The sequence below is a fragment of the Burkholderia alba genome (assembly GCF_034721475.1).
GTDB lineage: Bacteria > Pseudomonadota > Gammaproteobacteria > Burkholderiales > Burkholderiaceae > Burkholderia > Burkholderia alba.
The window spans coordinates 202,586-220,475 of sequence record NZ_JAWJWL010000002.1 but is presented as its reverse complement, the minus strand read 5'-3'; the positions used below and the strand labels follow the sequence as shown (position 1 = coordinate 220,475).

The window sequence follows — 17,890 nt, the reverse complement described above, 5'->3', positions numbered from 1 at the left end:
CCCTTGCCTTCCCGCCATCGAAGACCGCTGCTTGCGGCAGCGGCGGCATCCGTTCGATGGCTCAGCGTTTTTTTAGCGGCAGCGGAATCACCCCCTTCACGGGCGTCATCCCCACGGGCTCCGGCGGCAGGTAGCCCCAGTCGCCGTCGCCAGACCCTTCGGCGTTTCGCTCGCCCTCGCCCGGCGCCGGGCCGCCGTCGCGCTGCGCGTCCCGCCGTTCGTCGCGCGGCCGCGTCGCATCGGCGCGCGTCGTGCGCCGATGGCGCAGCACGGCTTCGGCCACCCGCTCGACATGGGTCGTATCCACGCTGGCCGCGCCTTCGAGCGCGGCCAGCGCGCGCGCCGCGCGCAGCATCACGAGATCGCCGCGCAGGCCGTCCACCGCCGCGTCGATGCACAGCGCGCTCACGCGCGCATGCACCGCGTCGTCGAAGTCGAGCGCCGCCAGCGCGGCGCGCGCGGCGCGCAACTGCGCGACCCGCTCCGTCTGCGCATCGAGATAGCGCGCGCGGAAGCCCTCCGGGTCCAGATCGAACGCGAGCCGCGCCTTGACGATCGCCTGACGCTGCGCGGGTTCGTAGCAATTCTCCAGTTCGACCATCAGCCCGAAGCGATCGAGCAGTTGCGGCCGCAGTTCCCCTTCCTCGGGATTCATCGTGCCGATCAGCGCGAAGCGCGCCGGGTGGCTGTGCGAAATGCCGTCGCGCTCGACCGTGTTGATTCCGCTCGCGGCGGCATCGAGCAGCGTGTCGACCAGCGCGTCCGGCAACAGGTTGATTTCGTCCACATACAGCACGCCGCGATCGGCGCGCGCGAGCAGGCCCGGCGCGAAGCGCACCGCGTGATCGGCCAGCGCGCCCGCGAGATCGAGCGTGCCCGTCACCTGCTCGTCGCTCGCCGACAGCGGCAAGGTCACGAACCGGCCGTCCGGCAGCAGTTCGGCGAGCGCGCGCGCGGCGGTCGATTTCGCGGTGCCGCGCGGGCCGCTGACCAGCACGCCCCCCAGCCCGGGATCGACGGCGACGAGCAGCAGCGCCTGCCGCAACGCCGGCTGGCCGACCAGCGCGGCGAACGGAAAGATCGCGCGCGGCGCGGATTCGGGGCTCGGCTGTTTCATCGTCGGATTCCTTCCAGATGCTGTTCGCTCGCCAGCAGATGCGCTTCGACGTCGTCGCGATAGCGGCCCGGCTGCTGCCACAGGCCGCGCTGCATCGCCTCGAGCAGCCGCTCGCAGATGCCGTGCAGCGCGTGCGGATTGTGTTGCTGCAGGAACGCGCGCGTTCCCGCATCGTTCAGATACGCATCGGTGACGAGCGCGTATTGGTGATCGGCGATCACGCGCGCGGTCGCATCGTAGCCGTACAGGTAGTCGACGGTCGCCGCGATCTCCGCCGCGCCCTTGTAGCCGTGGCGCTTCACGCCGTCGAGCCACTTCGGGTTGACGACCCGCGAGCGGATCACGCGCGCGATCTCCTCGCGCAGCGTGTTCATCCGGGGCGCGGCCGGATTGCTGTGATCGCCGTGATAGAGGCTGGGCTGCTGCCCCGACAGATGCCGCACGGCCGCCGCCATGCCGCCCTGGAACTGGTAATAGTCGTTCGAATCGAGGATGTCGTGCTCGCGGCTGTCCTGGTTCTGCACGACCGCGTCGATCGTCGCGAGCCGCGCGCCGAACGCGTCGTGCGCCGCCTCGCCCGCGCTGTTCTGCGCATACGCGTAGCCGCCCCAGGCTTGATACGCGTCCGCCAGATCGGCGTCGGTCCGCCACTGCCGCTGGTCGATCAGTTCCTGCAGCCCGGCGCCGTAGCCACCCGGCCGCGCGCCGAACACGCGCCAGCCGGCGCGCCGGCGCGCCTCGTCGGCCGCCATGCCGCGCGCGACCAGCGCGGCCTGCTCGCGCCGCACGCGGGCGCGCACCGGATTCAGCGCGTGCGGCTCGTCCAGCTCGGCCACCGCCTGCACGGCCGCGTCGAACAAGTGCATCAGGTTGGCGAACGCGTCGCGGAAGAAGCCGGACACCCGCAGCGTCACGTCGATGCGCGGCCGGTCGAAAATCTCGATCGGCAGGATCTCGAAGTCCGTCACCCGGTGGCTGCCGTGCGCCCATTTCGGCCGCACGCCGAGCAGCGCGAGCGCCTGCGCGACGTCGTCGCCGCCGGTGCGCATCGTCGCGGTGCCCCATACCGACAGGCCGACCGCGCGCGGGTAGTCGCCGTGTTCCTGCAGATGGCGCTCGATCAGCTGCTGCGCCGATTTGAGGCCGATCGTCCAGGCCGCCCGGGTCGGCACCGCGCGCGTGTCGACCGAGTAGAAATTGCGGCCGGTGGGCAGCACGTCCGGCCGGCCGCGCGACGGCGAACCGCTCGGGCCGGGCGGTACGAAGCGCCCTTCGAGGCCGCGCCGCAACTGCCTCAGTTCCGCGTCGCCGCACGCGTCGAGACTCGGCAGGATCGTGCCCGCCAGCCGGTCGAGCACCGCCCGCGTATCGGGCCAGCGGGCCGCATCGCCGCGCGCATCCAGGTCCGCGCCGGGCGCCGCCGGGGGCGTGTCCGCCGCGTCGGCAGACGCCGCGTCGGCTGCGCGCTCGTCCGTGCCGCAAAGCCGCGCGAGCCACTGCGTGGCGAGCAGTTCGAGCCGCTCGCGGGTGTCTCCCGCGTGCCGCCACGGCGCGTCGCTCACGGCCTGCAGCGCGGCGGGTCGCGGCCCGGTCCACGGCGCGGCCCAATCGGCCGCCAGCGGGTCGAAGCCGTCGCCGAGCGCCAGGTCGCGCGCCAGCGCGCCGATCAGGCCCGCCCGCGCGCCCTTGCCATCGCCCGTCGGGAAGCGCGCCAGCGCGAGCAGCGTGTCGCGGCGCTGCCGCCCGCGCGGCGAGCGGCCGAACGTATGCAGTCCGTCGCGGATCTGCGCTTCCTTCAACTCGCACAGCCACGCGTCGACGCGCGTCAGCAGCGCATCCTCGGCATCCTGCCCGGACGGCGGCGCGATGCTCAATTCCTCGTGCAGCCGATGTTCGACGATGGTCGCGAGAATGGTCTTGCGCAGCAGCTTCGCGCGGCGCGCATCGACCATCAGCGCGTCGTAGTACTCGTCGACCTGCCGTTCGAGATCCTGCAGCGGCCCGTAGTTTTCCGCGCGCGTGAGGGGCGGCATCAGGTGATCGACGATCACCGCCTGCGCGCGCCGCTTCGCCTGGCTCCCTTCGCCCGGATCGTTGACGATGAACGGATACAGATGCGGCAGCGGCCCGAGGATCAGGTCGGGCCAGCACGCGTTGCTCAGCGCGACGCTCTTGCCCGGCAGCCATTCGAGATTGCCGTGCTTGCCGAGATGGATCACCGCGTCGATCCGGAAGGCGTGCCGCAGCCAGAAATAGAACGCGAGATACGCGTGCGGCGGCACCAGCTCGGCGTCGTGATAGCTCGCGTAGTCGTTGTCGCCGCGCGAGCGCGACGGCTGGATTCCGACGAACACATTGCCGGCTCGCCATCCGGCGATCGTGAAGCGGCCGCGGCGCAGCGTCGGGTCCGCGTCGGGCGGCCCCCAGCGCGCGTCGAGCGCCTCGCGCACCGGCTGCGGCAGGCCCGCGAAGATCCGCAGGTAATCGTCGAGCGCGAAGCTCTGGAACGCCGGGCGCAGCGTGCGCGCCGCCGGATCGTTGGTGACGCCCTCCGTCAGCCGCGCGATCAGCGCGTCGCCGTCGGCGGGCAGCGCATCGACGCGGTAGCCCGCGTCGCGCAGCATCGCGAGCACGCCGAGCGCCGACGCGGGCGTGTCGAGCCCGACGCCGTTGCCGATCCGCCCCTCGCTCATCGGATAGTTCGCGAGAATCAGCGCGAGCCGCTTGTCGGCCGGCGCGAGCGTGCGCAGCCGGCACCAGCGGCGGCTCAGCGCCGCGACGAAGCCGATCCGCTCGGCGTCCGGCTGATAGCGGACGACGTCGACCTCGGTGTGCGGGCACCGGTACGCGAGTCCCTTGAAGCTCACCGCGCGGGTGACGATGCGCCCGTCCACCTCGGGCAGCGCGACATGCATCGCGATATCGCGCGAATGGAGGCCGTGGTTGTCGGCGAGCCACGCATCGCGGTGGCCGCCCGACAGGATCACCTGCAACACCGGCGCATCGCCCGCGAGCGGCGGCGGATCGGGGTCGTCGAGCGCGCCCGCCGCGAACGCCGTGGTGTTCAGCACCAGCGCGACGTCGTGCGCGGCGCACAGCGTGTCGATCACCGCGCGGCTCACCGCATCCTTCAGCGACGTGATCGCGATCGGCAGCGGATTGAGCCCCTCCCGTTCGAGCGCGTCGATCAGCGCATCGAACACGGCGGTGTTCGCCGCCTGCCAGTGCGCCTTGTAGAACAGGATCGCGACGACGGGCGCGCCGGCGCGCCAGCGCGCCTGCCAGTCGTCGATCAGCGCCGGCGCGCGCTCGGGGTGGTACAGCGCGGCGGCGGGCAGCGGCCGGGGCGGCGCCGGCTCGGCGCCGACGCCGAGCGCGTGATGCGCGATGCTGCGCAGCAGCGCCTGCGCGTTCTGCGCGCCGCCTTCGCGCAGATAGCGCCACCACTGGCGGCACAGCGCGCCGTCGACGGTGCTCTTCGCGATCAGGTTCGGATCTTCCTGCAGGTCGCCGGAGAACATCGCGAGCGCCTGCCGGTTGCGTGCCGCGAGCGCGACCACCTGCTCGATGCCGTAGGGCCAGTAGGTCTCGCCGCCGAGATGGTCGATCACGACGACGCGCGCATGCCGCAGCACGTCGTCGATGTAGAAATCGACCGACGCGGGCTGGCGCAGGAACGTGACGTTCGCGAGCCGCACGCTCGGAAAATCCGCGCCGAGGCACGGCACCGCGCTCGCGAGCAGCGACAGCGTCGTGTCGGCCGAGCTGAGGATCACGATGTCGGCCGGCTGCTGGTCGATCCGGATCACGCCTTCGGCGTCGTCGACGAAGCCGCCCGGCGTGGTGCGCAGCAGGTGCATCGGCGCGCTACGCCTGCTGCGGGGCGGCAGCCAGCGCCGCCGTCAGCGCGCGCTGCAGCGTCGCCTGGTCGAGATCCTCGCCGATCAGCACGAAGCGGCTCGGGCCGGCCTCGCCGTCCTGCCAGCGGCGGTCGAAGTAGCTGTCGAAGCGGCGGCCGACCCCCTGGATCACGAGCCGCATCGGCGCGCCGGGCAGCGCCGCGAACCCCTTCACGCGATAGATCGTGTGCGTCTCGACCAGCTGGCGCAGCGCGTCGATCGCCGCATCGCGCGAATGGACCTCGGCCTGCACCACCACCGAGTCGAACGCGTCGTGATGATGGTCGGCGTCGTCGGCCGAGCCGTGGTGATCGTGGCGCAGATGGATCGTGTCCTCCGATGCCGCCTCGAGGCCCAGCAGCGTCGACAGATCGAGCCGGCCGAGCTGCGCGTGGACGATCTTCACCTGCGGCGGCACTTCGTCGCGGATCAGCGTCTCGACGGCGGCCGTGCGCGCGGGATCGAGCAGGTCGGTCTTGTTCAGGATCACCAGATCGGCCGCCGACAGCTGGTCGGCGAACAGTTCGTGCAGCGGCGATTCGTGATCGAGATTCGGGTCCGCCCGGCGCTGCGCGTCGACGGCGTCCGGATTCTCCGCGAACTGGCCGCTCGCCGCCGCCGGCCCGTCGACCACCGTCAGCACCGCGTCCACCGTGAAGCTGTTCTTGATCGACGGCCAGTTGAACGCCTGCACGAGCGGCTTCGGCAGCGCGAGCCCGGAGGTTTCGATCAGCACGTGATCGATGTCGCCGCGCCGCTCGACGAGCGCCTCCATCACCGGATAAAACTCCTCCTGCACGGTGCAGCACAGGCAGCCGTTCGCCAGCTCGTACAGCCGGCCGCCCGTCTCGCCCTGCGCGTCGTCGCAGCCGATGCCGCAGCCCTTCAGGATCTCGCCGTCGATGCCGAGTTCGCCGAACTCGTTGACGATCACCGCGATCCGGCGCCCTTCGGCGTGCGTGAGGATGTGGCGCAGCAAGGTGGTCTTGCCGCTGCCGAGGAAGCCGGTGACGATGGTCACGGGGATTTTGCGCATTTGCATGGGGGGTCCGTCTGTCGGGTCGATCGATGGGAAGGAAAGGAAGCGGCGCCGCGCGTCAGGTCGAGATCGTCACGTCGATCTCGTCGTAGCGCTTCATCCGGTAGATCAGCGCGGACACGATCCAGCTGAGCAGGAACAGTCCGATCACGAGATAGCCGAGCAGGCCGAAGTGGTCGGCCAGCATGCCGACGGTGTCCCAGAAGCCGCCCTTGAGGTCCAGCTTGTCGGCGATCAGCGCGAGCGCCTCGATGCCGCCGATCACGACCGCGACCAGCACCGACACGAACGTGATCGTCATGTTGTAGTAGATCTTGCGGATCGGCCGCACGAACGCCCAGCGGTAGGCGCCCATCATCAGGATGCCGTCGGTGGTGTCGATCAGCGTCATGCCGGCCGTGAACAGCACGGGCAGCACCATCACCGACCAGAACGACATGCCGCCCTGCGCCTGGGTGGCGGAGATGCCGAACAGCGCGATCTCGGTCGCGGTGTCGAAGCCGAGGCCGAACAGGAAACCGATCGGATACAGATGCCAGCTGCGCGACACGATCCGGAACAGCGGGCGGAAGATCCGCGCGAGAAAGCCGCGGTTGTTGAGCAGCATGTCGAGATCCTGCTCGACCAGCGGTTCGCCGCGCCGCACCGCGCGGAAGGTCCGGTACACGGAGATCAGGATCAGCAGGTTCGCGAGCGCGAGCAGCAGCAGGAAGAACGCCGACACGCTGGTGCCGATCACCCCGCCCCACGCCTTCAGTCCGTCGAAACGGTCGGCGAGCGACGCGGCGGTGAGCGCGACCACCACCGACAGCAGGATCACCACGGTCGAATGCCCGAGCGAGAAGAACAGCCCCGCGCCGAGCGGGTTCTTGCGCTCCTGCATCAGCTTGCGCGTGACGTTGTCGATCGCGGCGATGTGGTCGGCGTCGACCGCGTGGCGCAGGCCGAACGTATAGGCGAGCAGCGCGGTGCCGAGCAGCACCGGCTGGCCGTGGAACGCGGCGAACGCCCACACCCACGCGCCGATGTTGAACGCGATCAGCAGCGCGTAGATGCCGGTGATCTTGTGGCGCAGCTCGGCCGGACTGTCGTTGAACAGGCGAAACAGCGCTTCGAACATGGCGACTCCGACAAACAAGGCGAAAGGCGAACGACGAATGCCGACACGTCGGGCTGCCGCCGGCCGCCGCCGACGGCGCCGCATGGCACGGTCGCGCACGGGCGCGGTAGCGACGGGGACGATGGACGGGGCCGCGGCGGACGACGCGATGAAGCCGTGGACGATACGCCGCATCCCCGCGGCGCCGAACCTTGGGTTTTGGCCGGTATCCGGGCTGACGAAAGCGCCGCCTCGCCTTCCCGGACGGATCGTCCGTCCAGTGGCGGGGGCCGCACGCCGGAGCGGCATGCGGTGAAGCGGGCTGTGCAGCGCTTGCGCGCCGCGTTCGCTTGACCGTTGCGGGGGCAGCACAGGCCGGCGTCGGCCGCGTGGCGGCGAAGCCTCCTGTTTCCCGTTTAACTGCGTGCGAAAGACCCCGCACGCGAGCACCAAAACGCGTGCGAGTTTAGGCTCCGGACGCCCGCCGCGTCAAGGCGCGGCCGCCGGCGCGCCGTGCAGCGGCCCGTCCCAGCCTTCCAGGAATTTCGGCAGCGCGTCGTCGATGTCGACGACGCGGTAGCGGTAATACAGATGCATCGTGGGCCGCAGCGCGGCGGGCAGCACGCCGCCGTGCGCGCGCATGAACAGCGTGTTCGGCACGACCCGCATGCCGAGCCGGTTGGTGCCGAACACCGCGTCGCCGCACGCGCGGCAGAAATGGCGCCGCAACTGCCGGGTCGGATGCGCATGGACGCCGAGCGCATCGTCGCCCGCGTCGACGCTCACGTGCGCGGCGTCCCACGCGGTCGCGGCGAACACCGGCGTGCCGTAGAACAGCCGGCACGATTCGCAGTGGCACAGCGCGGCGGCGAGCGGCTCGCCGTCGATCCGCAACCGCACCGTGCCGCACGCGCAGCCGATTTGTCTCGAAAATGTCATGGTCGCTCCGGTCAGGGGTGAAAGGCCGCGCCGCGCTCGCGTTGCGGAGCGCGCGCAGGCGCCGCCGATGGTAGCGCGGATTACGCGCCGGGCGGGCATGAGCGACGGCGGCGCTGTGCTATCGTATGCGCGCGCTTGGTGCCCGCCCGCGCGTTCGCGCGGGCAGTTAAACGGGAAACAGAAAGCGGGCGCCGCCCGCTCGGCCTGTGCTGTCCCCGCAACGGTACGCCGCCAGCGACGCGCCCATGCGGCGCGCTCGCGCATGCCGCACGATGCCACTGCTCCGGCCCGGGGCGGGAAGGCGTCGGCATGGCAAGCGGCCAGCCCGGATACCGGCCAACGCAAGGGGCGAGCCCGGCTCGCCGAACGCCCGACCCGCGGGGGACGGACTCGGGCGCGTAGCGCCGCCCCGTCGGGACGGCCGCCGTATGCCCGCTTTCGCATGATCCAGACATCTTCGAGCCGGCCGCGCGCGATGCGCGCCGCCGCCCTGTCCCGCTCCGCATTCGGCCGGCGCTCGCCGTGCCGGCCGTCATGAGCCGCGCCTGGCTCGTCGGCGCCGGGCCCGGCGACGTCGAACTGCTCACGCTCAAGGCGGTGCGCGCGATCGAGGCCGCCGACGTCCTGCTGGTCGACGACCTGGTCAATCCCGACGTGCTTCGCCTCGCGCGCGCCGATGCGCGCATCGAGCATGTCGGCAAACGCGGCGGTCACGCGTCGACGCCGCAGCCCGCGATCATCGCCGCGATGCTCGCGCATCTGCGCGCGGGCCGCAGCGTCGCCCGGCTGAAAGGCGGCGACCCCTTCGTGTTCGGACGCGGCGGCGAGGAACTGCTGGCGCTGCGGGCCGCCGGCGTCGAAGCCGACGTGGTGTGCGGCATCACGGCCGGCATCGCCGCGCCGGCGGCGCTCGGCATTCCCGTCACCCATCGCGGCCTCGCGCAGGGCGTGGTGTTCGTCACCGGCCACGGCGCGGACGACGAGCCCGACTGGCAGGCGCTCGTCGCGACCCGAATGACCCTCGTCGTCTACATGGGCATGCGGCGGCTGGCCGACATCGTGCGCGCGCTCGGCGACGCGGGCCTGCCCGCCGGCACGCCGTGCGCGGCGATCGAAGCCGCGACGCGCCCGGCGCAGCGCCACGTCCTCGCGCCGCTCGCCGAATTCGCCGGCGCGGTCGCGCACGCCGGCCTGGGCTCGCCCGCGATCGTCGTGATCGGCCCGGTCGCGGCGCTCGGCGCGGCGGCGCTCGCATCGGCCGCCATCGCGCCGGCGCCGGCCGGCGGCGCGCGATGATGCGCATCGCCGTCGGCATCGGCTGCCGCGCGGGCCGCTCGGCCGATTCGATCGAAGCGGCGATCCGCGCGGCGCTCGCGTTGTGCCCTCGCGCGTCGTTCGAACAGATCGCGGCCGTGGCGACGCTCGACGCGAAGGCGCGCGAACCCGGCCTGCTCGCGTGCTGCGCGCGGCACGGCTGGCCGGTCGCCGGGTTCGACCGCGCCGCGCTCGCCGCGCGGCTCGCGCAGGCCGCGCCCGGCGCCCTCAGCGCGCCGTCGCCGGCCGTGCGCGCGCGGCTCGGCCTCGACGGCATATGCGAGCCGTGCGCGCTGCTGGCCGCGCCGCGCGGCGCGCTGCTGCTGCGCAAGACCCTGCACGACGGCGTGACGGTCGCACTCGCCGGCCCGCTCTGATTCTTCCGACTCTCTTTGCCCACAGGACTGCTTCCGATGAAAACCGATCCCGAATCGCATCAGCGCATGACCGAACGCCGGCGCGCCGGCCACGAGAAAAAGCAGGCGGCCGCGACCGTCGAGAAAGGGCTGCTGATCGTCAACACCGGCAACGGCAAGGGCAAGAGCACCGCCGCGTTCGGCATGGCGGTGCGCGTGCTCGGCCACGGCATGCGCCTGGGCGTCGTGCAGTTCATCAAGGGCGCGCTGCACACGTCCGAGCGCGATTTCCTCGGCACCCAGGCGCACTGCGACTTCGTGACGATGGGCGACGGCTATACGTGGAACACGCAGGACCGCGACGCCGACATCGCGACGGCCCGCAAGGGCTGGGACGAGGCGCGCCGGATGATCGACAGCGGCGACTATCAGATGGTGATCCTCGACGAGCTGAATACCGTGCTGAAGTACGACTACCTGCCGCTCGACGACGTGCTCGCCGCGCTCGACGGCCGTCCGCCCGCGCTGCACGTCGTCGTCACCGGGCGCCACGCGCCGGACGCGCTCATCGACGCCGCCGACCTCGTGACCGAGATGCGGCTCGTCAAGCATCCGTATCGCGAGCAGCACGTGAAGGCGCAGCGCGGCGTGGAATTCTGAGCCGATGCCCGCCTGCCCCGCGCTCTTCATCAGCGCCCCGGCGTCCGGCCAGGGCAAGACCTCGGTCACGGCCGGGCTGGCGCGGCATCACCGGCGCCTCGGCCGGCGGGTGCGGGTCTTCAAGACCGGGCCGGATTTCCTCGATCCGATGCTGCTCGCGCGCGCGAGCGGCGCGCCGGTCTATTCGCTCGATCTGGGGATGGTAGGAGAGCGCGCGTGCGGCGCGCTGCTCGCGCGCGCCGCACGCGAGGCGGACGTGATCCTGATCGAAGGCGTGATGGGTCTGTTCGACGGCACGCCCAGCAGCGCGGATCTCGCGCAGGCATTCGGCGTGCCAGTCGTCGCGGTGATTTCCGCAAAAGCGATGGCGCAGACCTTCGCCGCCGTCGCGTTCGGGCTCGCGCGGTTCCGGCCCGGCGTCACGATGCACGGCGTGCTCGCGAATCACGTCGGGTCGGCCCGTCACGCGGCATTGCTGCGCGAGGCGCTGCCGGGCGACCTCCGCTGGCTCGGCCATCTGCCGACCGACGCGGCGATCGCGCTGCCCGAGCGGCATCTCGGCCTGCACCAGCCCGACGACGTCGCCGATCTGGACGCGCGGCTCGAGCGCGCCGCCGATGCGCTCGCGCTCACCGGGCTCGCCGATTTGCCGCCTCCGGTCGAATTCGCGGATACAGCGGAGGTGGCGAACGCGGCGCACGGCGCCCCGTCGACGCCGCCCGCCCGCCGCCTCGCCGGCAAGCGCATCGCGATCGCGCGCGATGCCGCGTTCTCGTTCCTCTACCCGGCCAATCTCGATCTGCTGGAATCGCTCGGCGCCCGGCTCGCGTTCTTCTCTCCGCTCGCGGACGAGCCCGTGCCGAACGGCTGCGACGCGCTGTACCTGCCGGGCGGCTATCCCGAACTGCATGCGGCCCGGCTGGCCGCCGGCGCGCGCAGCGCGGGCTCGATCGCCGCGCACGTCGCGGCGGGCCGGCCGGTGGTCGCCGAGTGCGGCGGCATGCTGTACCTGTGCGATGCGCTGACGGACGTCGACGGCCGCACCACGCCGATGCTCGGCCTGCTGCCCGGTGCCGCGACGATGCAGCGCCGCTTCGCGGCGCTCGGCATGCAGCAGATCGACAGCCGCTGGGGCCTGACCACCGGGCACGCGTTCCACTACTCGCGCTTCGCGACGCCGCTCTCGCCCGTGCTCGTCGCGACCCGGCCGAACGGCGACGGCGCGCCGGGCGAAGCGCTGTACCGCAGCGGCCCGATCGTCGCGACCTACATGCATGCGTACTGGCCGTCGAATCCGTGTTTCGCGGCCGCGCTGTTCAGCGGCGACGCGCCGTGACGCGCCGACGGCCGAAGGCGGCAATCGCGGCTGCGGCCGCGATGAATCGTCGCGGTCCGGCCGCGCATGGGTCACGCCGTCCTCGCCCCCGACACCTCCGCGACGAACAGGGCAACGCGGCGCGGCGCCGCCTCGAGCCATCGCGCGATACGGCGATGCGGTAGCCGTGCCGCGCCGAGTCGACACGGACGCCTTCGGTCGCCGGACACCGGCCATCGCCCTCGCGGATTCGCACCCGCCGAGCGGCATCGCATGCGCGCCGCGCCTATGACGCCGCGCCTTGTTCCGCCATCGGCCGCGCACCGCGACGATGCCCCCGCTTCGCCCTGCACCGTTCGACGCCGGCCCGGTGCCGCGCCCCGCGTCCGATTCTCTCGCCGACGAACCCGCGACGCCCGACACCGGTTCGGATTCAGAACCTGAACGTGTTGAAGAACGTATCGCGCTCGAGCACCGTCAACGCCGCGCGCTTGTGCGGAAAATCGAACTCCTTCAGCGTGTAGAACCCGAGCCGGTGCATGTACGCGATGTGCCGGACGTGGTCGATGCGCGGCTCGCCGACGAGGCGCTGAGTGCGCGGATCGTCGATGAACATGTAGTGCAGCACGCCGCTCCACCAGGCTTTCAGCTTGCCCGCGCTCTGGAACTGCGAATCGCCGATCAGCAGGTGCAGGCCCCGATCGAAATCGTGCGCGTCGTAGAACGGCGCGAGCCGGTCCTCCTTCGCCCAGTAGAACTCGAAATAGCCGAACGGCACGTCGTCGAAGTAGCCGATCGTCGGATGCATGTGCGGATCGGCGCGGCGTTCGGCCAGATAGGCCGCGTGTTCGTCGCGCGTGCCCCGCTGATCCCAGAAGTACGCGACCCGGTCGAGATTCATCCAGTCGCTGAACACCGCCGCGTCCGCTTCCGGATCCGCGGTCCGCAGGCTGAAGGTCATGCCGACTTGCGGCATGAAGCGTTCGTAGATCGTGCCCTCCGCATTGGGCGGGCGCACCGGATGGCGGCACGGCCCGGTGACGGCGTAGCGCAGCGGCATCGTCGCCGACGCGCCGGCCTTCAGCCACGGCGCCGGCTGCTGCCAGAAGGTCGCGCGCGACGTCGTCAGCAGCAGATGATCGCCGTGCGGCGCCGCGTGGTCGATCACGCCCCCGGCGATCGCGCGGGTCGTGAACGCGCGAACGGCGGCGGCATCGGCGCCCGCGAGCGGCACGGCCAGCGTCGCCGTCTCGCGCCGGCTGTCGTGGCAAAACAGCTCGCCGAGCGCCGTCAGCAGCGCATGCGGCGCATGATCCGGCCGCCAGCCGGTCAGCGTCCGGTCGGCGGATGGGGCGGCGGGCGTCGCCGCGCGCGTCTCGGGATGAAAGCAGAGGTCCATGGTCAGTCTCCGGCATCGGGCCCGGCGGCGCGGCGGCACGGCGGCCGCGCGCGATCGTCGGGATGCCGCGTCGCTGCGCGGCATGATCGTCCCGCACCTGCGCGACGATCGGGAAAACGGCGCGCGGCGCGCGCCCGAAGCACTCGTCCGCTCACGGCGCGGCCTGCGCGAACAGGTTCGCCATCACGGCCAGCCCGCCTTCCAGCGCGGGAAACAGGCTGCGGTTGAAGTTGTTCCAGCGCAGCTCGAGAATCGTGTCGCGCGGATCGATCGGCGTCTCCAGCACGTCGTGGATCACCTCACCGGAATCGATCCCGTTGTCGACGTAGTGGAACGACGCGCCCGTCATGTCGACGACGGGCGCCGGCCGGGTTTCGAGCGTCGTCCAGTCCACCACCCGCTGGCCGCGCGCGCCGTACAGCGCATCGAGCGTCGCATACGCGCCGCGCCGCTCGTGGCGCGAGCCGAGGCGCGTGATGCCGGGATGGATGTTCGCGATGCGCCGGTGAAAGCGCGCGCCGGGGCGCACCAGTTCGTCGAGGATGATCAGCAGGCCGTCGAGCACGACGAAGTCGGCGTCGAGCTCGAGCAGCCGTTCGAGCAGGCGCCACTCGAACGCGCTTTTCTGCGCCGGGCGCTCGGGCGCGTGCCGCGGCAGCCGCCGGTAGGTCGACGGAATCGCGTGCAGCAGGCTGTCGAGCGGCCGGCCCTGCACGGTCAGCCCGGCCGGATAGATCCACGGCTTGCCGGGCTGGCGCGAAAAGCCGTAGTCGCCGAGCCGCGCGCGGTCGGCGGCGGAATCCGCATCGTCGTCGTAGATCACGCCCTCGAGCGAGTAGGCATCGCCGAGCGCGCTGTCGTTCAGGCGCTCGGCCAGGAATTCGAGCGGCGACTTCATGTAGCGCAGCCCGCCTTCGTATTCGATCGGCTGCCCGGCCCGGTCGGCCGCGGCGTTTCTCAGTGACAGGATGTAGACGAGTTTTTTCTTCGACATGAAAGTGGATCCGGAAAAGAGGTGTCGATCCCGCGTGCGGAGGGACGCGCGCGCCGGCCGCGGCCGGCGCGCGCATTGCGTCAGGCTGCCGGGCGCCGCGTCACCAGTTGTACTTCGCGGTCGCCAGCACCGTCCGCTCGTTGCCGTAGAAGCACGTGTTGACCGACTGGCAGCCGCTCACGTAGCGACGGTTGAACAGGTTCGTGCCGTTGAGCGCGAAGCGCCAGTTGCGCATCTCGTAGTGCAGCGCCGCGTCGTACAGCGTGTAGCTCGCCACCGACAGCAAGTTGTCCGCCGCGCCCGCCACGCTGCTCTGGTAGCGGACCCCGCCGCCCAAACCGAAGCCCGCGAGCGGGCCGGTGCGCCAGGTCCAGTCGGCCCACAGCGACGCCATCTGGCGCGGCCGCGGCACGTCGACCGGCCAGTTGTTCAGCGAGTTGTCGTTGGCCTTGACGTTCTTCACGTCCTGGTACACGTACGCGGCGATCACCGACAGCTCGCGCGTGACGTTGCCGACCGCGCTCAGCTCGATGCCGCGCGAGCGCACCTCGCCCGTCTGGATCGAGGTGGTGCCCGTCGGATCGAGGTCGAGGTTGGTGGTGACGACGTTGGTCTGGTTGATCTGGTAGATCGCGGCGTTCAGCATCAGGTTCTTGCCGGGCGGCTGCCAGCGCAGGCCCGCCTCGATCTGGCGGCCCTTGGTCGGCTGCGCGAGACCGCCGCCGTAGATCCGCACGCCCATCACCGGGTTGAACGACGTCGAATAGCTGACGTACGGCGACAGGCCGTAGTCGCCCAGATAGGTCAGCCCGACCCGGCCCGTGAACGCGTGGTTGTTCTGCGCGTTCTGCGTGCCGGCCTCGCGGTCGTCCTGGCGGATGTTGACCCAGTCCTGCCGGCCGCCGAGCGTCAGCACCCAGCGCTGCCACTTGACCTGGTCCTGCGCGTACAGGCCGAACGCGTTCATCCGCGTCTTGAGGTCGGCGTGCCCGTACGAGTTCGGCCCGGAGAAGATCGCGGTCGTGATCGGCGTGTAGACCGGGTTGTACAGGTTCAGGCTCGGCGCGAGCGCGCTCCATTCGCTGTCGGTGGTGCTCTGCCGGTTGTATTCGAAGCCGAACAGCAGCGTGTGTTCGAGCGGGCCGGTGCGGAATTTCGCCTGCGCCTGGTTGTCGATGTCGAAGCGGCTGTAGTTGAGCTGGAACAGGCCCGCGTAGCGCGTGAGCGTCCGCTGGGTCGGATCGGAATCGTCCAGGCCGCCGCCCCAGATCGCCCGATTGTCGAGCGACAGGTGCATCAGCTTGGTGTTCTGGCGGAAGGTCCAGACCGGATCGAGCTTGTGCTCGAACTGATAGCCGACCGACCACTGCTTCTTGCGGTAGTCGGAGTAGCCCGGAATGCCCGTATACAAATCCGGCGAGATCGGGCCGTTCGGATTCGGCAGCACCGTGCCCTGCGCGGGCAGGAAGTTGCTGGCGGCGTCGCCCCAGTCCTGCAGGTAGGTGGCCGACACCGTGAGCGACGTGCTCGCGTTCGGCTGCCAGCGAACCGACGGCGCGATCGCGACGCGCTGGTCCGCGTGCGGCCCGGTCAGCGAATTGCCGTCGCGGGCGACGCCGACGAAGCGGTACGACAGCGTGCCGTCCTTGTCGATCTTGTCGCCGACATCCAGCGAGAACTGCTTGCGCGCGTAGTTGCCGATCTGCACCTGGGCCTCGCGGATGCGCTCGCCGTTGGCCAGCTTGCTCTGCACGTCGACGATCGCGCCGGGGTCTCCCGCGCCGTACAGCACCGAGGTCGGGCCGCGCAGCACGTTGATGGTGTCGATCATGTACGGATCGACGCGCCAGCTCGACAGGTTCAGCGTATTGGGCACCTGCAGGCCGTCGACGAACACGGTCGGCGTGAAACCGCGCAGCGCCGCGTACCAGTCGGAGCGGTTGTCGGTGCCGTAGCTCGAAAAACCGGGGATGTAGCGGAACGCCTGGTTGATGTCGGTCGCGCCCGTCATCTCCATCTGCTGCGCGGTCACGACGTTGATCGTCTGCGGGATCTCGTTGAGCGCCGTATCGGTCTTGGTCCCCGTCCGGCTGCGGCGCGCGACGAGCCCGACCGTGTCGTCGCCCTCGGCCGCCGCCTTGACGGCGATCGCGGGCAAGGTACTGCCCGGCTTGGCGTCCGACTGGGTCGTGCCGCCGGGCGGTTGCGTGTCGCCTGCTGGCGGCGCCGCTTGCGCGTGCGCGTGGCTGGCTGCCGCTGCGTAGAATGCCACGCTTGCCGCGGCCGCGATCGCACGCAGACGCGTGCCTGTTGCCCACTCCATCTTCTGTTGCTCCAAGTTGCTTGGGCGGCCTCGTCGGCCGCCCCCTTTGTCAAAGAGCGACAGCCACTCGGCCGCCGCTCGCCCCGATTTCTTTTGATTGGGTCCGGTTGGTCGGCCGGCCCGGTACGTCATGACCCGCGTGTTCCGCGAGCGACGCGGCGATCTCGTCGGAGCGCAGCGCCAGAACCGACAGCAGCGTGTCGGACAAACCATGGCTGTCTTCGCAGCAGCCTTGCAGGTAGATGCGCGGCTTGAACGCCGCCGGCGTCGCGAGCCGGTAGTCGCGCGCGACGTCGCCTTGCGCGAGCGCGTCGCCGAGGTGCGGCGCGAGCCCTTCGAGCAGCGCCAGGTGGGTGTCGCGGCGGTAGCCGGTCGCGAGCACCAGCGCGTCGAAGCGCTCCGCGCGCGCATGGCCCGTCAGCCGGTCGCGCAGCGTCAGCTCGATCTGGCCGTTGGCGGTGCGCTGCACCGCTTCGATGCCGGCGTTCGCGAGCAGCCGGTGGCGAGGATCGTCGGCGACGTTCTGCAGATAGAGCATTTCGTAGATCTGCTCGATCAGCGGCCGGTCGACGACCGCATAGTTGGTGTCGCGAAAGCGCTCGATCAGCGAGCGGCGGCCGTCCTTCGGCTGCGCGTAGACGACGTCGGTGAACGCCGGGCTGAAGATCTCGTTGACGAACGGGCTGTCGTCGGCGGGCTTGAGCGCGCCCGAGCGGATCACGAGGCTCGCGTCGACGTGCGCGAAGCGGCGCGTCAGGTCGACGAACACTTCCGCCGCGCTCTGTCCCGCGCCGATCACCGCGACCCGCTTGCGCGCGCCGTCCTGCGGCGCGCCGATCACCCGGTCGATGTGGGTCAGGTATTGCGACGAATGCACGACGTGATGCGGACCGAGCGCCTTGAACGCGTCCGGCACCTGCGCGGCCCCGCCCACGCCGACCGACAGCGCGCGGGTCACGCGCTGCCATTCGCGCCCTTCCCCATCGCGCGACGTCACGCGCAGCGTGTCGATCACGCCGGGCTGGCCGCTCGCGGCGACCGGCTCGATCGCGGTCACGGTCTCGCCGTACTGCACGCGCTCGTCGAACGCGGCGGCCACCCAGCCCAGGTAGTCGTGGAATTCGACGCGGGTCGGATAGAAGTTCTTCAGGTTGACGAAATCGGCGAGCCGGCCGCGTTCGAACAGGTAGTTGATGAAGGTGAAGCGGCTGGTCGGATCGCGCATGGTGACGAGATCCTTCAGGAACGAGATCTGCATCCGGCAATCGTCGAGCAGCATGCCGCGATGCCAGCCGAACTCGGGCTGCCGCTCGATGAAGCAGTGCGCCAGGTTCGCGCCGCCCGCCTGTTCGGCGAGGCGCACGGCGAGCGAGAGGTTCGACGGCCCGAAGCCGACGCCGATCAGGTCGAATACGGAATCACTAAGCATGTCTCAG

General features: G+C 70.9%; 13 protein-coding genes and 2 riboswitches. Of the genes, 4 read left to right on the top strand and 9 right to left on the bottom strand.

From position 1 onward, the window contains the following. Positions 1-61: 61 nt before the first annotated feature. From RZR99_RS02755 to RZR99_RS02735, 5 genes are all read right to left on the bottom strand, one after another. Entirely contained in the window at positions 62-1,117 is a 1,056-nt protein-coding gene (locus tag RZR99_RS02755) for an ATP-binding protein (RefSeq protein WP_323118205.1), read from the bottom strand. Next, positions 1,114-4,977 carry a cobaltochelatase subunit CobN gene (gene cobN / locus RZR99_RS02750; protein ID WP_323118204.1) on the bottom strand — a complete coding sequence of 1,288 codons (3,864 nt, stop codon included), beginning with the start codon at positions 4,975-4,977 and terminating at the stop codon, positions 1,114-1,116. The genes RZR99_RS02755 and cobN overlap by 4 nt, the downstream gene beginning before the upstream one ends. A 7-nt stretch (positions 4,978-4,984) precedes the next feature. Then, positions 4,985-6,058: a cobalamin biosynthesis protein CobW gene (gene cobW, locus RZR99_RS02745; RefSeq protein WP_323118203.1), complete on the bottom strand. Its 1,074-nt coding sequence runs from the start codon at positions 6,056-6,058 to the stop codon at positions 4,985-4,987. A gap of 55 nt (positions 6,059-6,113) precedes the next feature. Next, entirely contained in the window at positions 6,114-7,175 is a 1,062-nt protein-coding gene (locus RZR99_RS02740; RefSeq protein ID WP_323118202.1) for a HoxN/HupN/NixA family nickel/cobalt transporter, read from the bottom strand. A gap of 183 nt (positions 7,176-7,358) precedes the next feature. Further along, a riboswitch (cobalamin riboswitch) is annotated at positions 7,359-7,623 on the bottom strand. Positions 7,624-7,643: 20 nt separating this feature from the next. Next, complete coding sequence (locus RZR99_RS02735; protein WP_323118201.1) at positions 7,644-8,093, bottom strand: GFA family protein; 450 nt, start codon at positions 8,091-8,093, stop codon at positions 7,644-7,646. Positions 8,094-8,211: 118 nt separating this feature from the next. After that, positions 8,212-8,448, top strand: a riboswitch (cobalamin riboswitch). A 179-nt stretch (positions 8,449-8,627) separates the two neighbouring features. Here RZR99_RS02735 and cobA point away from each other — a divergent pair. From cobA to RZR99_RS02715, 4 genes are read left to right on the top strand one after another with little or no spacing between them, the layout of a single operon-like run. After that, complete coding sequence (cobA, locus tag RZR99_RS02730) at positions 8,628-9,389, top strand: uroporphyrinogen-III C-methyltransferase (protein ID WP_323118200.1); 762 nt, start codon at positions 8,628-8,630, stop codon at positions 9,387-9,389. Beyond that, positions 9,386-9,784, top strand: coding sequence for a cobalamin biosynthesis protein (locus tag RZR99_RS02725; RefSeq protein WP_323118199.1), 399 nt, complete (start codon positions 9,386-9,388; stop codon positions 9,782-9,784). The genes cobA and RZR99_RS02725 overlap by 4 nt, the downstream gene beginning before the upstream one ends. Positions 9,785-9,820: 36 nt before the next feature. After that, positions 9,821-10,423, top strand: coding sequence for a cob(I)yrinic acid a,c-diamide adenosyltransferase (gene cobO / locus RZR99_RS02720; RefSeq protein WP_323118198.1), 603 nt, complete (start codon positions 9,821-9,823; stop codon positions 10,421-10,423). A gap of 4 nt (positions 10,424-10,427) precedes the next feature. Then, positions 10,428-11,759: a cobyrinate a,c-diamide synthase gene (locus RZR99_RS02715; RefSeq protein ID WP_323118197.1), complete on the top strand. Its 1,332-nt coding sequence runs from the start codon at positions 10,428-10,430 to the stop codon at positions 11,757-11,759. A 412-nt stretch (positions 11,760-12,171) separates the two neighbouring features. On the opposite strand, the gene RZR99_RS02710 is transcribed toward RZR99_RS02715, so the two are convergent. From RZR99_RS02710 to RZR99_RS02695, 4 genes are all read right to left on the bottom strand, one after another. Continuing rightward, complete coding sequence (locus RZR99_RS02710) at positions 12,172-13,137, bottom strand: GNAT family N-acetyltransferase (protein WP_323118196.1); 966 nt, start codon at positions 13,135-13,137, stop codon at positions 12,172-12,174. A gap of 151 nt (positions 13,138-13,288) precedes the next feature. Then, positions 13,289-14,131, bottom strand: a complete 843-nt coding sequence (locus RZR99_RS02705; RefSeq protein WP_323118195.1) for a formyltransferase family protein — start codon at positions 14,129-14,131, stop codon at positions 13,289-13,291. A gap of 100 nt (positions 14,132-14,231) precedes the next feature. After that, positions 14,232-16,454 (bottom strand): TonB-dependent siderophore receptor, encoded by a 2,223-nt coding sequence (locus tag RZR99_RS02700; RefSeq protein WP_323118194.1) that lies wholly within the window; start codon positions 16,452-16,454, stop codon positions 14,232-14,234. A 49-nt stretch (positions 16,455-16,503) separates the two neighbouring features. Beyond that, on the bottom strand, positions 16,504-17,883 hold the full coding sequence (locus tag RZR99_RS02695) for a lysine N(6)-hydroxylase/L-ornithine N(5)-oxygenase family protein (RefSeq protein ID WP_323118193.1): 1,380 nt from the start codon (positions 17,881-17,883) through the stop codon (positions 16,504-16,506). Between the last annotated feature and the right edge of the window lie 7 nt (positions 17,884-17,890).

Coding starts and splice junctions, on each gene's coding strand:
- RZR99_RS02755 (WP_323118205.1), bottom strand. CDS start 1,117: ATGAAACAGCCGAGCCCCGAATCCGCGCCGCGCGCGATCTTTCCGTTC.
- cobN (WP_323118204.1), bottom strand. CDS start 4,977: ATGCACCTGCTGCGCACCACGCCGGGCGGCTTCGTCGACGACGCCGAA.
- cobW (WP_323118203.1), bottom strand. CDS start 6,058: ATGCAAATGCGCAAAATCCCCGTGACCATCGTCACCGGCTTCCTCGGC.
- RZR99_RS02740 (WP_323118202.1), bottom strand. CDS start 7,175: ATGTTCGAAGCGCTGTTTCGCCTGTTCAACGACAGTCCGGCCGAGCTG.
- RZR99_RS02735 (WP_323118201.1), bottom strand. CDS start 8,093: ATGACATTTTCGAGACAAATCGGCTGCGCGTGCGGCACGGTGCGGTTG.
- cobA (WP_323118200.1), top strand. CDS start 8,628: ATGAGCCGCGCCTGGCTCGTCGGCGCCGGGCCCGGCGACGTCGAACTG.
- RZR99_RS02725 (WP_323118199.1), top strand. CDS start 9,386: ATGATGCGCATCGCCGTCGGCATCGGCTGCCGCGCGGGCCGCTCGGCC.
- cobO (WP_323118198.1), top strand. CDS start 9,821: ATGAAAACCGATCCCGAATCGCATCAGCGCATGACCGAACGCCGGCGC.
- RZR99_RS02715 (WP_323118197.1), top strand. CDS start 10,428: ATGCCCGCCTGCCCCGCGCTCTTCATCAGCGCCCCGGCGTCCGGCCAG.
- RZR99_RS02710 (WP_323118196.1), bottom strand. CDS start 13,137: ATGGACCTCTGCTTTCATCCCGAGACGCGCGCGGCGACGCCCGCCGCC.
- RZR99_RS02705 (WP_323118195.1), bottom strand. CDS start 14,131: ATGTCGAAGAAAAAACTCGTCTACATCCTGTCACTGAGAAACGCCGCG.
- RZR99_RS02700 (WP_323118194.1), bottom strand. CDS start 16,454: ATGGAGTGGGCAACAGGCACGCGTCTGCGTGCGATCGCGGCCGCGGCA.
- RZR99_RS02695 (WP_323118193.1), bottom strand. CDS start 17,883: ATGCTTAGTGATTCCGTATTCGACCTGATCGGCGTCGGCTTCGGGCCG.